General features: G+C 42.2%; 14 protein-coding genes, 1 tRNA gene and 1 riboswitch. Of the genes, 7 read left to right on the forward strand and 8 right to left on the reverse strand.

The window, feature by feature from the left end:
* Positions 1–274: 274 nt before the first annotated feature.
* The 7 genes from COT81_03965 to COT81_03995 all read left to right on the forward strand — a co-directional run bounded on the left by COT81_03965 (position 275) and on the right by COT81_03995 (position 5,720).
* Positions 275–1,399 carry a hypothetical protein gene (locus COT81_03965; GenBank protein PIS04899.1) on the forward strand — a complete coding sequence of 375 codons (1,125 nt, stop codon included), beginning with the start codon at positions 275–277 and terminating at the stop codon, positions 1,397–1,399.
* Between the two features lie 70 nt (positions 1,400–1,469).
* Positions 1,470–2,333: a branched-chain amino acid ABC transporter permease gene (locus COT81_03970; protein ID PIS04900.1), complete on the forward strand. Its 864-nt coding sequence runs from the start codon at positions 1,470–1,472 to the stop codon at positions 2,331–2,333.
* Position 2,334: 1 nt separating this feature from the next.
* Positions 2,335–3,201 carry a branched-chain amino acid ABC transporter permease gene (locus tag COT81_03975; protein PIS04901.1) on the forward strand — a complete coding sequence of 289 codons (867 nt, stop codon included), beginning with the start codon at positions 2,335–2,337 and terminating at the stop codon, positions 3,199–3,201.
* Entirely contained in the window at positions 3,198–3,944 is a 747-nt protein-coding gene (locus COT81_03980; protein PIS04902.1) for a hypothetical protein, read from the forward strand. Before COT81_03975 ends, COT81_03980 begins: the two co-directional genes overlap by 4 nt.
* 1 nt (position 3,945) lies before the next feature.
* Complete coding sequence (locus tag COT81_03985; protein PIS04903.1) at positions 3,946–4,677, forward strand: ABC transporter ATP-binding protein; 732 nt, start codon at positions 3,946–3,948, stop codon at positions 4,675–4,677.
* Positions 4,678–4,783: 106 nt separating this feature from the next.
* The gene (locus COT81_03990; protein ID PIS04904.1) at positions 4,784–5,509 is read left to right on the forward strand and encodes an ABC transporter ATP-binding protein; all 726 of its coding nucleotides are present in this window, start codon (positions 4,784–4,786) and stop codon (positions 5,507–5,509) included.
* Positions 5,510–5,644: 135 nt separating this feature from the next.
* A tRNA-Lys gene (locus tag COT81_03995) sits at positions 5,645–5,720 on the forward strand.
* A 216-nt stretch (positions 5,721–5,936) separates the two neighbouring features.
* Here COT81_03995 and COT81_04000 read toward each other — a convergent pair.
* The 8 genes from COT81_04000 to COT81_04035 all read right to left on the reverse strand — a co-directional run.
* Positions 5,937–7,751, reverse strand: a complete 1,815-nt coding sequence (locus COT81_04000; protein PIS04905.1) for a hypothetical protein — start codon at positions 7,749–7,751, stop codon at positions 5,937–5,939.
* 96 nt (positions 7,752–7,847) lie between these two features.
* Entirely contained in the window at positions 7,848–8,267 is a 420-nt protein-coding gene (locus COT81_04005) for a DNA-binding protein (GenBank protein PIS04906.1), read from the reverse strand.
* A gap of 79 nt (positions 8,268–8,346) precedes the next feature.
* Positions 8,347–9,138, reverse strand: coding sequence for a TIGR00282 family metallophosphoesterase (locus COT81_04010; GenBank protein PIS04907.1), 792 nt, complete (start codon positions 9,136–9,138; stop codon positions 8,347–8,349).
* Positions 9,139–9,146: 8 nt separating this feature from the next.
* Complete coding sequence (rny, locus tag COT81_04015; protein ID PIS04908.1) at positions 9,147–10,679, reverse strand: ribonuclease Y; 1,533 nt, start codon at positions 10,677–10,679, stop codon at positions 9,147–9,149.
* 623 nt (positions 10,680–11,302) lie between these two features.
* Positions 11,303–11,412, reverse strand: a riboswitch (SAM riboswitch).
* A 220-nt stretch (positions 11,413–11,632) separates the two neighbouring features.
* On the reverse strand, positions 11,633–12,214 hold the full coding sequence (clpP, locus tag COT81_04020; GenBank protein ID PIS04909.1) for an ATP-dependent Clp endopeptidase, proteolytic subunit ClpP: 582 nt from the start codon (positions 12,212–12,214) through the stop codon (positions 11,633–11,635).
* Positions 12,215–12,223: 9 nt separating this feature from the next.
* On the reverse strand, positions 12,224–13,201 hold the full coding sequence (locus COT81_04025; protein PIS04910.1) for a hypothetical protein: 978 nt from the start codon (positions 13,199–13,201) through the stop codon (positions 12,224–12,226).
* A gap of 229 nt (positions 13,202–13,430) precedes the next feature.
* A complete protein-coding gene (locus COT81_04030) occupies positions 13,431–13,778 on the reverse strand; it encodes a hypothetical protein (protein PIS04911.1) in 348 nt (115 codons plus the stop codon).
* Positions 13,779–14,516 (reverse strand): hypothetical protein (locus COT81_04035; protein PIS04912.1); only part of this gene is annotated, 738 nt, incomplete at its 5' end.

Raw genomic sequence — 14,516 nt, forward strand, 5'->3', positions numbered from 1 at the left:
GCTCCGCGATTGGAAAAAGGTTCGCGCAAAGGTTAGTATTTCTGCACATTTATAATCTATAATTATTGTCTATGATAAAATCAAAAATGGCGATTTCTAGGGCAAAGCTAATGAAAGGACGATCTGGCGGTTCAAGAAAAAAAGGCGGGAAAAATAAATCATCTAAGCGGCGATAATTCTTTAATCATAAGTTCCACAACGGCGCCATAGATTATACACTTGTCTAATTGTGTTACCGTTGCTAAGATAAAAATCCTTAACTAATTAAGCTTAAATGCTTATGAAAAGTAAGAATCTTGTGATCGGCATAATTGTCGTGATCGTAGTAGCGGGAGGATATTTTCTTTTAGGAGGGCAGGGTCAAAAAGAAACCGGGCCAATACAATTAGGGTTTGTCGGGCCTTTGACTGGTGACGCGGCAACGATTGGGCTTAACGCCCAAACTGCGATGCAGCTAGCGATTGACGAGATTAATGCGGCCGGTGGAGTTAACGGCAGGCAATTAAAAGGGATTTACGAGGATGGCAAATGCACCGGCAAAGACGCTGCCAATGCCGCTCAAAAGTTAATTAATGTTGATGGCGTACCGGTTATCATCGGCGGAGCGTGCTCAGCCGAAACATCTGCTTTTACCGGAATTGCAAATGACGCTGGGCGAGTGGTATTGTCATACTGCTCTTCCGCGCCAACTTTATCAGGTGTAAGCCCATACTTTTTCCGTGACTACCCGTCTGATGCTTTTGCCGGAATTTTTGCGGCCCGTTACATGAAAGATACCTTGGGTGTTAATAATGCGGCGGTTCTTTACACCGTTGATGATTGGGGTGTTGGCTTGCAGGATAGTTTCGTGACTGAATTTGAAAAATTAGGCGGCACAATTACAACCAAAGAAAGCTTTGAGCGAACCAGCCGAGATTTAAGAACTCAATTAACTAAGGTTAAAGCCTCAAATCCTGAAGGTATTTTCTTTTTAGGGTTCCCGGAAGCATCTATCCCAGGCATTAAACAGATGAAAGAATTAGGCCTTAATGTTCCAACCGTTGGCGGTGATACTTGGGGCGACCCAACTATTTGGGAAGATGTCGGAACTTTGGGAGATGGACTAGAATATATTGAGATCACTACGCCGTTAAGCGATGAATTCAAAGCCAAGATGAATGAACTGGCTGGCGGAATTACTCTTTGCGGCCCTCAAGCTTATGATGCGACATATGTTATTGCCCAAGTGATAGAAAAAGTTGGCACTAACCCTGACGACATTAGAGCCGAACTGCACAACGTTGAATATACCGATGGAGTTTCGTCCGACGTTATTAAGTTTGAAGACAACGGAGACTTAGCGACAGCTAATTATGCCGTTAGAAGAATTGAAAACGGTGCCATTGCTCCTTTAGAATAGAGATTAATGGCTTAAACCTATATCAAAACCGCCCCTATTATTAGGGGCGGTTTGTAGTTATAATTAGTTTATGGAAATTTTTGTCCAATTGTTGATAAACGGAATAATTGCGGCTGCCATATATTCATTAATTGCCGTCAGTTTCAATTTAAATTTCGGGGTTACCAAATTTTTTAACTTAGCGCATGCCTCTTTTGCCGGCATTGGAGCTTACACAGTTTTTTACTTGCTTAAATGGCATGATTTTAATACTGCTTTAGCCATTATAATTGGGATTTTTTTTGCCGGATTTGTCGGGTATTTATCTGATAAATTTGTTTTTTTGCCGCTGAGAAAAAAGAAGGCATCCAACATGATTTTATTAGTTGCTTCATTGGGTGTATGGGCGGTCATTGAATCGGTTTTGGCAATTTTATTTTCTAATCAATTTCAAACCATTAGAAACAACACAAAAGCATTAGCTCTTTATCATTTAGGTCCAGGAGTTATTACTTTTACTCAAGTAGTCATGATTTTCATTTCGGTTTTAGTCATTATTGGCCTTTTACTCCTATTTAAATTCACGCAATTTGGAAAAGCGATTAAGGCAATTGGCGACGACGAAGAAGTTGCAAAAATTGTTGGTATTGATACCGATAAAATAATTGGCTACACCTTTTTTTTAGGTACTGCCATCGCGGGACTAGGTGGCATATTAATTGGGTTTGAGAGCGGAGTTGAACCGACATGGTTAGCGACATTACTCAAGGGCATAATTGCAGCCATGATAGGGGGGTTAGGCACCATAACAGGCGGTGCTTTAGGATCTTTACTTTTAGGTTTGGTTGAAAATTTTGGCATTTGGAAAGTTTCCGGCGAATGGAAAGATGCCATTGCCTTTGCTTTGCTGATAGTTTTTTTAATTTTTAGGCCCAGGGGCATGATTAAACGATAATATGGAATTTATAATCCAATTAGCCATTATTGTTTCTATCTTCGCTATTTTAGGTATTAGTTTAAATTTAGTTGTCGGCTACACAGGATTACTATCGGTTGGGCACGCGGCTTTTTATGGTATCGGAGCATACACTAGCGCCATTCTTTTAGCAGATTATGGAGTAAACTTTTTTATCGGATTGCTGACTGGCTTGCTTCTGGCTACAATTATTGGCTTTTTAATTGGTTTGATATTAAGTAAATTTAAAGACGATTATTTTACATTGGTATCGGTTGGTTTTAATGTTATTATTTTTACTATTTTTGTTAACTGGACAGATGTCACGCACGGGCAACTTGGTATCCCGGGGATTTCCAAGCCCAAAATTATTGACTTTGTTTTCTACTCAAGTTCACGCTACTTATTTTTCACTTTGGTTATTCTTGGAATAATCTACTTAGCGGCTAAATATATTACTAGTACATCATTTGGCCGCGTCCTTAAAGCCATTAGAGAAGACGAGGAGGCAATCAAAGTATTTGGATACAATGTCCACTACTATAAGCTAACAATTTTTGTTATCAGCGCCGGGATGGCTTCTGTCGCGGGTTCGCTTTATGCTTCTTATATAACTTTTATTGATCCCGGTACATTTAGAGTCTTTGAATCAATTGTCATATTAGCGATTATTATTTTAGGCGGATTAGCTAATACTAAAGGAGCTGTCTTGGGGGCCATATTATTGGTAATTATTCCTGAATTACTGCGCTTTGTCGGTTTCCCATCATCTATCACTGGTCAAATGAGACAATTAACTTACGGGATAATTCTCATTTTCTTAATGCTTTACCGCCCGCAAGGGTTGATGGGAGAATATAAATTATGAAATCGATATCAGAACTTTGGGATACCTGTATTCAGTTCATGTGGGACGAAGAATATATAAACGGATTGGAAGAATTTTTGAAATCTAACAGCGTTGAAACAGTATTAGATCCGGCGGGAGGCACTGGGTTTCCAAGCATTCCATTAAAACGGCGCGGTTGGGATATCACTTATGCTGACAGTAGTAAGTTGATGATTGAACATTTTGAAAAAAAATTAAAGAAAGCCAAACTTAACATTCCCCACTATCAAATTGATTGGGAGCATTTGCCAAACGCCATAAACAAAAAATTTGATGCTGTTTTGTGCCGAGGTAATTCACTGATTTATGCTGATTCTTGGCATGAAAATAACATTGAAAAAACCACCCTGGAACACATTAAAAATTCCTTAAGGGCTTTTAAGGCTATGCTAAATGGAGATGGGGTAGTTTATGTAGATATCATTAATCAAAAAGAATATGACAAAGACTACCCTTTAATAGAAGAATTTGGAGAACGAGAAATTAACGGCAAAAAAATCAAACTGGACTGGGAGCTAATTCATGACTACGATAAAAAAATAAGAACCTGGAAATCAATAATTACCATCAATGGAAAAAAATCAGAATTCGTAAGGTATAGTTACTTGCTGCGACACATTGAACTAACTGACCTAATGAATCAAGCCGGTTTTAGCGGAGTGCAAGAAATTCCAATCCGGGGAGAACATAATTATGATGTATTCATAGGATATAAAAAATAATATGAACGCACTGAAAACAAAAAATTTAGATAAACATTTTGATGGAGTCAAAGCGGTTGATAATCTTTCGGTAGGCATTCAAAAAGGATTAATTACTGGTATTGTTGGGCCGAATGGCTCGGGTAAAACCACACTGATCAATACTTTAAGCGGCATGCTACGGATGGATGGGGGGGCGGTTGAAATTAGCGATGTTAAATTATCTAGAATTAAACCGCATCATGTTCCCTCTTACGGTATTACGCGCACATTTCAAAATGTTAGATTGTTTGAGCAGATGACCGTATTGGATAATATTTTAGTTGTTTTAACGGAGCGAAATTTAGTCAGTGCCTTTTTTGAAAAACACAATGACTTTCATTTGAAAAAAGCCGAGGCAACCTTACGGCACGTCGGGTTATGGGAAAAAAGGAATCAACTGGCGAGCAACTTGTCGTACGGCCAACGAAAATTGTTAGAAATTGCCAGAGCCATGGTAATGGATACAGATATTTATTTATTTGATGAGCCCTTTGCCGGACTTTTTCCGGAAATGGTAAAAATTGTTTCCACGACTTTGAAACAACTAAGGACTGAAAATAAAACTGTAATTTTGGTTGAGCACGATATGAGCATTATCCGAGAACTGTGCGACCATGTTATTGTGATGGATGCCGGCAAACTACTAACTGAAGGAAATCCCGAAAAAGTTTTAAATCAAAAAGAAGTAATTGAGGCCTATTTGGGAGAATAAATGCTAGTCATTCCGAGCGTAGCCGAGGAATCTCACTCGTGCAATCTTGGTAAATATGGGATCTCTCCACTTCACTTCGTTACGGTCGATATGACAACATAAAAATATGTATAAAGAAACACTTCTACAACTTAAAGACATCAGCGTCAATTACGGAGGGGTGAAAGCTCTGCAAGAGGTTAATGTTGAAATTGATGAAGGAGAAATTGTTGCCTTGATGGGGCCTAATGGCGCTGGCAAATCAACTATTTTAAAATCTATTTTTGGCTTAGCGCCAATCAGCTCTGGTAAAATTTTTTGGCATGAGCGTAAAATTAAGCCAGTATCACATAAAATAGTACAGATGGGCATAGCATTTGTGCCGCAAGGCCGCCGAGTTTTTACTCATTTAACCGTAGCCGAAAATTTGGAAATGGGGGGCTTTGTGGTTAAGGATAAAAAGCTGTTAAAACAGAGGATGGCTGAAGTAATGGATATTTTTCCGGATTTAAAGAAAAAACTAAAAAGCAAATCTGGCACTCTTTCAGGCGGTCAACAACAGATGCTCGCTTTGGCGCGCGGATTAATGGTTGATCCTAAAGTACTTTTACTTGACGAGCCTTCTTTGGGGCTATCGCCAAAATTAGTTAAAGAAGTATTTGCTAAAATCAAAGAAATTAACCAGCGCCGCAAAACCGCCATAATGGTCGTTGAGCATAATATTAAATCATTGCTAGAAATTACCAGCCGGGCTTATTTATTGGATAAAGGAAAAATAGTCGCTCATGACACGGCTCAAACACTTGCCCACAGTGACATTTTGGAAAAAGTTTTTATGGGCAAACTCAAATAATTGACGGGTAGTTAATTTTGTATTAAACTACTCACGTTTTATAACCGTCCATAGCTCCCGCCTTCGTCCTACGAAAGGCTCAGGACTACGGGCAGGCAGGCAGTTGAGCCAGCACTAAAATTTATCCGTCCTTAACCGTCCATAGCTCAGTTGGTAGAGCAGCTGGCTCTTAACCAGACGGTCGGGGGTTCGAATCCCTCTGGACGGACTAGTAAAACAAGGATAAATTTTAGTGCTGGCTCAATACCGCAGCGTGGCTCCCTGCCCCGCACCAAGCGAAGCTTTGGTGGCGGGGTTAACCAGACGGTCGGGGGTTCGAATCCCTCTGGACGGACAATTGAAAACATCGGCGGACTGCCACCGTTTAATCCATTAGGGTCAACAATCAAAAACAGCCAAGCTTAACTTGGCTGTTTTATTGCTCGGACTAATTGGTTTTCAACCCTTCCAAGCCTTCCACTTTAATTTGGAAATTCGAACCAGGTACTGTCGCTTCGGGCGAACCGCCCCCAAAGTTAGTAAATTCCCCGCTCACGCCAACCGAGGCGGTTTGAGTTTTACCGTCAGGCGTAGTGACAATAAATTGGACATTAGTTGATTGAGATTGGTTAGTGTAGCTATCCAAAAGACACGGGAATTGCAGCTGCACGGCGGCTGGGACAGGGCCTGAATTGCCACTCGCGCTTTGTAACCAGACTGGCAAGCTTGAACCAATCGACCAAGTTGAACCGGCCGGCCCATTAATTTGAACGCTGCCGGCATTTAACGGACAAACCGGTTTAGCGTGATTATAGACAAACTGCAGGTTATTTGGGCTGACTGAAATAGCAGCCTTGGCTTCAACCGGTGTGACCGTGATTGATATGGTTAAAGGAATTGTGTTAACTAAATTGTTGCCAGCGTCGTAGATTTGAATCGTTCCGTTCACCTCATATGTACCGGGCCCAAAACCTTGTACCGTATTGCAGCTATATGTTATTTGGACGTTGCTATTTGGCAATATGCCGCCAGGAGGAGTGATACTAACCCAACCTGGAATATTGCCGGTTATTTCAAACCGGTGTGATTGTTCGCTGCCTTTTTGCAAATTCAAAGTTTGCAAATTTTGTGAGCAGGAGCCAACTTCTGGAATCGTCCGGCTAATGTGCACACCGTCTTGTTGTTGTGAGCCGGTACCCGGGGAAACGCATTCGGCTGGTTCACCGGCACAAACTTCGTTGTCTTCGCACTCCTCTACTTCGTTAGCACACTCGCCGTCACTACAAAATACTCGACCAACAGATTTACCGCTACAACAAACCGGCTTAGGATCACCACAATCAGCGTCAGTATTACAATATCTTGGGCCGTCCAACATTTCTGACCTAAGCTCCGCGATTTTAGCGGCATAGGTGCCAGCGCCGCCAATACCACCTTCGCGGCCGCCAGCTTGGGCTTGTTGGTATAGTGACTGTAAGCGATTTATTTCTTTTTGAATCTCTGGGTCATAACCCGAAAATGTTCCGGTGCAGGCTGGGCTGCCAGATTGAACCGGCGTAGTTCCTCCGGTACCAGCCCCCAAACCGCCAATGCTTATGCTGGTTGTCGGTGCTGGTTGATTACATTTTTCAGCAATCTCTGCCAAAGTGGCAACTTTGGCGCTATGTTGCGATTCAGCGTCAGCTACGGCTGTATCATATTTAGCTTGAGCAGTTTGTTCGGCAGCGGTTCGAGCTTGTTGAGCGGCTGCATTACCGGCCGCAAAGGCTGCGCCGCAAGCCGCGTTTTTACCTTCATAGGTTTCTTCTGGGGGAGGATTTTTTAAGCACTCATCGTAATCTTTTTTAACTTGCTCACGCCTATCAGCTTTAGCCTGATCAAAACCATCATCAATATTATCTAAAATTTCTTGTGCCAGCCGGCTTGATTCTTCAAACAGTGCCTTACAAGGATCGGCTAATAGCGCATCCGTCTCGCAAGCATTTTTAACATCCTCCAAACGGCGGCGTTCCGCCCAATAATCGTCAGAAGCTTTTTCCATATCATCAGTCAAATTAGTCGCGGCCTTTTCTTTTCTTTCCTTTAGCTCATCGTCAACTGCCATTTGCGCCGATGCCAACTCTTCACAAGCTGTATTACTAACATCAATCCCCGCATCAGCAGTCTGATTATTTATTAAATTATTAATACCTACCGCAACGGCAATAATTGCAGCAAGACCGACAAGTCCTCCAAGCGCCTTTCCGACTGATAAATTTGGCATAGGTTTAAGTTAATAATTTATAAAATTTTGAGTTAAATTTAAGCTTAGGCAAGTATGGAAAATAAAAATCGCCTACTAAAAGCGATGGAAATTAATCTATGGGGTTTGATTATCCGGGGGTGATGATTCTAAAATTTGTGGCCCTGATTGACCTTGTGCATCCGGCGCGGATTGGTTTGGCGCCGGGTTATAACTTTCGGCTGGTTTTGAAGTCGGGGTTTGTGTTGGCGATGAAGATTCTGATTTTAAAGCTTCTTTTAAATTTTTACCGGCTTTAAACTTTGCCACGCGCGTTGGTTTAATTTCAATTTCCTCTTGCGGATTGCGTGGGTTAACACCAATGCGGCCCTTTCGAACTTTTGACGAAAAAGCGCCAAAACCAGTCAAGGTCACTTCCTCGCCCGCTTTTATTTTTTCAGTGATTGTGTGGGTCAGGGTATCCAAGGCGACCTCGGCTTGCTTTTTGCTAATCCCGGCTTTTTCGGCAATTAAATCGGCTAATTGCGCTTTATTCATACGCCCACAATATAATAAATTAGCTATATTATTATTCTATCAAACCAAGACTAACTTGGTCAAACCGCGTTTGACGCGGTCAAACTTCAATTTCAGTGTCTACGCGGCTAATTCTAATAGATTTTCCGGAAGCCGCATCAATTTCTATAAGCACTGCTCCAATTTGCACCTCGCCTTGTTCCGGCAAGTTAAGTTCTTTAGTTTTATTACCGATAAAAATTTTCATAGCGCTCTCTTTGGTGATACCAATGACTGAATCTTTGGCTCCCACCATGCCGATATCAGTTACAAACGCTGTGCCTTTTGGCAATACTTTTGCATCAGCGGTTGGCACATGAGTATGCGTCCCCACAACCGCGGACACTCGTCCGTCAACATAATGGCCAAAGCCACTTTTTTCAGAAGTCGCTTCGGCGTGAAAATCAACAATAATGACATCCGGTGATTGGATTTTTAATTCATCTAAAATTTTATCAATACCAATAAATGGGTCGCTGTATTCTTCTTTAGTAAACACTTGCCCCATTAAATTAATTACCGCGACTTTTGTTTTGCCGATCGTCAATACCTCAAAGCCCTTGCCAGGATTTTCCGGGGGAAAATTTGCCGGACGAATAATGCGAGCCGGGTTTTCTTTAAACGCCTCAATACTGCCTTTGTCAAAAATATGGTTACCCGAGGTAAAAAAATCTATCTCGCAATCACATAAATCAGCATAAACTTTTTCGGTAATCCCGGCACCATGGGCAGCATTTTCAACATTTGCCAAAATTAAATTTGGCTGATAATTTTTTTTGTATTCAGGGATGGCTTGGCGCAATGCCGCTCGGGCAATGCGGCCGTTAACATCGCCAAAAAATAAAATTTTCATGAGTTAGTTTAGCGAGCGTATTCAATTACGCGATTTTCACGAATGAGTACAACTTTAATTTCACCCGGATATTTAAGTTCTGATTCAATTTGGCGAGCGATCTGTTGTGCCATTTTAGTCGCTTGCACGTCATCCACAGCTTCCGGGCGAACAAACACGCGAATTTCGCGGCCAGCTTGAATGGCGTACGCTTTATCAACCCCATCAAAGCTGGTAGCCACTTTTTCTAATTCTTCCAGACGCTGTAAATAGTTTTCATAACTATCCTTGCGCGCGCCCGGACGCGAACCAGAGATGGCATCAGCCGATTTCACGATTACGCCTTCTAAAGTTATTGGGTTGTCTTCGTGGTGACCAATGCACATATAGGCCAGCTCTTCAGGCATACCGAATTTTTTCATAATATCATAGCCAATTTCAGGGTGTCCGCCTTGAATGTCATGGTCGACGGCTTTTCCAATATCATGGAACAAGCCGCCTTTTTTACATAAAGCCACATCAGCGCCAAGCTCTGCGGCCAGCAATCCAGCAATGTGGGCAACTTCTTTGGCGTGGACTAAATTATTTTGGCCGTAACTTGTGCGAAACTTTAAGCGGCCTAAAATTTGGGTTAGCTTGGGATCAATTCCAGTAATTCCAAATTCTAACAAGGCATCTTCGCCGGCTTTCCTAATTTCACCGGCTAATTCTCGCTTAGCCTCCTCAACCGCTTCCTCAATGCGCCCTGGATGAATGCGCCCGTCAACAATCAATTTGTCTAACGCACCTTTGGCAACCTGCCGACGAATTGGCGAAAAGCCAGAAATCATAATCATGTTTGGCGTTTCATCAATCAATATTTCAACTCCTGTTAAATTTTCCAAAGTCTTAATGTTCCGGCCTTCCTTGCCAATAATTCTTCCTTTCATCTCATCGCTAGGAATCTCGACATTGGTCGTAGTGAGGTCGGAAGTATGTGTTGAAGCGCAGCGCATAATTGCAAGAGCCATCAAATCCTTGGCCTTACTTTCAATTTGTTCGTTGCCGTGTTCAATTAGTTTTTTCATTCTGGCCTTGACATCTTCATTAGCTTCTCGCTCAACTTGTTCTAATAATTTTTTAACCGCCTCGTCACGGGAAAGCCTGGCTACTGCTTCAAGCTTTTCCAATTGTTTAACTTTAATTTCTTTCACTTCAGCTTTAATCTCATCTACGCGCTTAGCTTTTTCAAGCAACTCTTGCTTATTATTTTCCAAATCCAACAATTTTTGATCAAACATGCTCTCGCGCTGCTCAACCCGATGGCGCATAGCTTTGACTTCTTCTTTTTCTTTTTCAACTTCCTGTTTGCCTTTTTCAATCACTTTCAACGCTTTGTCATTGGCATCCAGCAAAATTTCTTTTTCTTTAGTTTTTGCTTCGTTAAGCAATTGCTCAACTTTTGTCTCCACGGCATCGCGGCGTTTAATAGCGATTAATTTTCTAATCACATAACCAAAAAAACCGCCGATCAAAAGTCCAACGACTAAGAAAAATATTCCTAACTGTTCGATAAAAAACATAAATGCTCCGTGCTAGTCAATAGCAAGGCAGCGAATCTGAGATTAGCTTACTTCAAAACTGATTGGAGTTTGGCGTTTGATGCCTTAAACATCAGGGTTTCAAAGTCAAAGTTAAAGTAAATGCTTCTAGAATGTAGCCGAATCCGTCTCAAACTCACCGATTTCTTGCGATTCACTAGGTTAATAATAATTGAAGTACTGACGATTTTACCACTAAGTTTGAATGCCGTCAAGTTAGCTTAAATAAAGAACTGGGGCGAAACGCTTAGTGCGTTCCGCCCCAATCGCCATGCCCGCGGAAGATCCCGGAGCTAGCTATCATTTGGCACATCGGGGCTTGGGGATTGCGGCGAATCATCATCGAAGTGGCGCATGAGCGCTTCCTCATGTTGCCCGCGCTCGTACGCTCGCGCTTGTTCGCGGGCGACTGCCGCTGCTTGCCGGGCGCGAAATTCTCGATCGCTCCAAGTAGCCATAAGACCATGTCCTCCTCGTCCGGAGACGAAAAAACCTCCCGCGTTGGGGAGGTTGATGTTTGACACTAAAACTTGTCGCTTGTCAGCCGCGTACGGCTAACAAAAAAACCTCTACGGGAAATAGAGATCTTATTGTTAGCAATACACTCATTATCTTCCCCTATGGGCTGGATTTAGCACTCTTACTCCGCCTCGGGCGGAAGAGTTGCTGGCTACCATTGGGCCAGTCCCTTAACAGATAGCACTCTTGATAACTTAAATTTTCAAGAACTAGAAATAGTTTAACATCTATCAAGAAAGTGTCAAGGAAATGTGTGATTACCTGCACCCTGGGGTTTAGAAGTCTAGCAGGTCCCCTCTCCTTGGAGGAGAGGGACAGGGTGAGGTAAAAAATTATATTAATTTAACCAACCCTCACCTTCAACCCGTCAGACGGGTTTCGTCCTCTCCCTTAAAAAGGGAGAGGGATTGTTTGTTCTATTTCGCTTTTAAAACTTTATCAATAATATTGTACTTCAGCGCTTCATCGGCGGACATGAATTTGTCGCGGTCAGTGTCTTTTTCTACGGTCTTTAAAGTCTGACCAGTATGTTTTACTAAAATTTGGTTTAAGCGGTCGCGAATTTTTAGGATATGTTCAGCGCGGATGCGAATATCTTCGGCTTGGCCTTCGGTACCGCCCATAACTTGGTGAATCATCACTTCCGCGTTTGGCAAAGCTATGCGTTTACCTTTAGCACCCGCGGCCAAAAGTACCGCGCCCATGGAAGCGGCTAAACCAACGCAAATAGTGGATACGTCCGGTTTAACATATTGCATGGTGTCGTACACTGCCAAACCTGCGCTAACCGATCCGCCCGGGCTATTAATATATAATTTAATGTCCTTTTTCGGGTCTTGACTTTCCAAAAATAACAATTGGGCGATAACGGTATTGGCCACCGCATCGTTAATGCCCGAACCCAAAAATATAATGCGCTCTTTTAACAGGCGCGAATAAATATCGTAGGCGCGTTCACCATAACTTGATTTTTCAATCACTGTTGGAATAAGTTGCATAGTTTCAATTTAATTACTTACGACCTGCCAACCGGCTTGGGTTTGGGTAATTTTACCCGGCAGACTAAAACCGGCCGCTTTTTTATGTCCTCCACCACCAAGTAGTTTAGCTAATTCTGATACATCAGTAAAGTCGTCGTTCGTTCGAAAGCTGCCCTTAACCATTCCGCCCGGCATCTCTTTTAAAACCAAAGCCACCTTAACGTCGCCTAAGCTATTTAAAAAATTAGCCACCCCATCAACGGCTTCATCATCAATCTGCGCCTCATCTAAATCGCTTAAAAAAACCGCGGTGGATGCCATTTTTGTTTCCGGGTCATAGGTTAAACGCGATAAAATTTTACCCCAAACCTTAAGCGTTTTTAAATCCTTGTTTTTAATCAACTGGTTATTGACGGTGGTGATAGTCGCGCCGGCTGACAATAAATCACCAGCCGAATTTAATGTTTCCGCTCGAGTGTTAGGATTAGTAAAGCTATTGGTATCGGTAATAATACCAGTTAAACAACCGACCGCCATCTCGTCAGACACTTTGATGCCCATTTGTTGGAATAATCTCAAAACAATTTCGGTTGTAGAAGCAGCCTCCACATCAACGCAATTGATATCGCCAAAGCCGGTATTAGTTTTGTGATGGTCAATGTTCACCAAAATGTGAGGCTCTAATATGCTAGTGACAACATCTTTAGCGCCGGCATAGTCCAAATCTCCGGAGTCAACCACCATAGTTAAATCTGGATTAAAGTTTTTTGCTGTTTGCCGGGAGGTAGTAAAGCTATCCATGTGCGGTAAATAGTTATAATTTTGAGGCACCGGGCTCACGCAAAAACCAAGGCAATCCCGATTTTGTGATTTAAGATACGCGAGTAAGGCCGAAGCCGACCCCAAAGTGTCGCCATCAGGTTTTTGGTGCGAGACGATTAAAATTTTTTTCGCTCCTTCAATTGCTTTTTTAATCTTGGGAGCTTGATTTATGACTACAACCATAGCCAAGTATCTTACTCCTTTGGCTTTGGATTGTCAACTCTTCGACTCCCTCCGGTTTTGCGTCGGTGTTCACCTGGGACATGAACCTCAAAACAGGTTCCCTCCCCTTGCAGGAGAGCCTGCCCGACTGAACGATGTCAGTCGTTCGGGCGGGGGCAGGGTGAGATTGGGAATTGTCTTAAACCTAACTTCGCTTCCCATTCCAAAGAAGAGAAATTGATAGGTGTATTTATTTCTCCTCATCTCGACCAAGTCGGTCTAATAAAGCCTCAACGTCTCGCGCTTCGGCTTCTTGAGTATCAATTTTAAAAACTAATTTAGGTACAAATTTCATCTTTAATCGTCCCCGTAATTTTTCGTTAATGCCATGCGACGCTTTTCGCAATTGCTCTAAGGCGGTACCGTTGAATTTTTCAGGCATAACTGTAATCCAAACATTACAATGCCGTAAATCTGGCGAGGTGTCGACACCAATAACGGTTATTAAATAATCTTTGGCCTCAAGCTCAGTAGTTAAACTTGCGGCCAGCTCGTGTTGAATTAAAGAGTTAACTTTGGCAATGCGGTCTGACACAATTTATTTGAGTGTTTTCTTTCTAGAAACCTCGGAATAAAATTCTAAAAAATCGCCTTCTTCAATAAGCGGTTTACCGCTAAATTTCATTCCGCATTCATTGCCTTCAGTAACTTCTTGGGCGCTAACTTTGTTTTGCTGCAATTCGGTAATCTCACCTTGGCCAAACGGGATATCTTCGCGCAACACTTTGGCTTTCGCGCCAAGCACGGCTTTACCTTTAGTTACTTTACCGCCGATAATCATCGCGTCTTTTTCTTTTCTAAAAATAGCAAGGACTTTTAGCCGGCCATGCTCAGTGACTGTTACTTCCGGGCTTAACATCGCTTCTAAACGTTTTTTCACTTCCTCTAATAAATGATAAATAACTGAATACTGTAAAATTTCAATTTTTTTATCCTTGGCTAGCTTCTCAACGTTTGGAGAAACCGGCACATTGTAACTAATAACTACCGCGCCGCTTGACTCAGCTTGGTCAATGTCTCCTTCAGTTAGACGGCCTAAGCCTTTTTGCACAATTTTCACTTTGACTTCTTCGTTTTCTAAATCGTGCAATGAAGCCACAATGGCTTCTAACGATCCAAGCACATCAGCGCGAATTACCATATTCATAGCTTGCTTGTCACTCTCTTCTTTCTCCACCGAGCCGGTTTGGGCAAAGGCAGTCGCTTCCTTTTTCAAATCGTGCTTACTAATAGCCTTCTTTTGTTTTTTATTAAGTTGTGACACTTTGATAATATC

The sequence above is a fragment of the Candidatus Buchananbacteria bacterium CG10_big_fil_rev_8_21_14_0_10_42_9 genome (genome assembly GCA_002773845.1).
Taxonomy (GTDB): domain Bacteria; phylum Patescibacteriota; class Patescibacteriia; order Buchananbacterales; family 21-14-0-10-42-9; genus 21-14-0-10-42-9.

Excerpts from the sequence above, each read along its gene's own strand:
- COT81_03980 (PIS04902.1), top strand. The coding sequence starts at position 3,198 with ATGAAATCGATATCAGAACTTTGGGATACCTGTATTCAGTTCATGTGG.
- COT81_03975 (PIS04901.1), top strand. The coding sequence starts at position 2,335 with ATGGAATTTATAATCCAATTAGCCATTATTGTTTCTATCTTCGCTATT.
- COT81_04010 (PIS04907.1), bottom strand. The coding sequence starts at position 9,138 with ATGAAAATTTTATTTTTTGGCGATGTTAACGGCCGCATTGCCCGAGCG.
- COT81_04025 (PIS04910.1), bottom strand. The coding sequence starts at position 13,201 with ATGGTTGTAGTCATAAATCAAGCTCCCAAGATTAAAAAAGCAATTGAA.
- COT81_03985 (PIS04903.1), top strand. The coding sequence starts at position 3,946 with ATGAACGCACTGAAAACAAAAAATTTAGATAAACATTTTGATGGAGTC.
- clpP (PIS04909.1), bottom strand. The coding sequence starts at position 12,214 with ATGCAACTTATTCCAACAGTGATTGAAAAATCAAGTTATGGTGAACGC.
- COT81_04005 (PIS04906.1), bottom strand. The coding sequence starts at position 8,267 with ATGAATAAAGCGCAATTAGCCGATTTAATTGCCGAAAAAGCCGGGATT.
- COT81_03990 (PIS04904.1), top strand. The coding sequence starts at position 4,784 with ATGTATAAAGAAACACTTCTACAACTTAAAGACATCAGCGTCAATTAC.
- COT81_03965 (PIS04899.1), top strand. The coding sequence starts at position 275 with ATGCTTATGAAAAGTAAGAATCTTGTGATCGGCATAATTGTCGTGATC.
- COT81_04000 (PIS04905.1), bottom strand. The coding sequence starts at position 7,751 with ATGCCAAATTTATCAGTCGGAAAGGCGCTTGGAGGACTTGTCGGTCTT.
- COT81_03970 (PIS04900.1), top strand. The coding sequence starts at position 1,470 with ATGGAAATTTTTGTCCAATTGTTGATAAACGGAATAATTGCGGCTGCC.
- rny (PIS04908.1), bottom strand. The coding sequence starts at position 10,679 with ATGTTTTTTATCGAACAGTTAGGAATATTTTTCTTAGTCGTTGGACTT.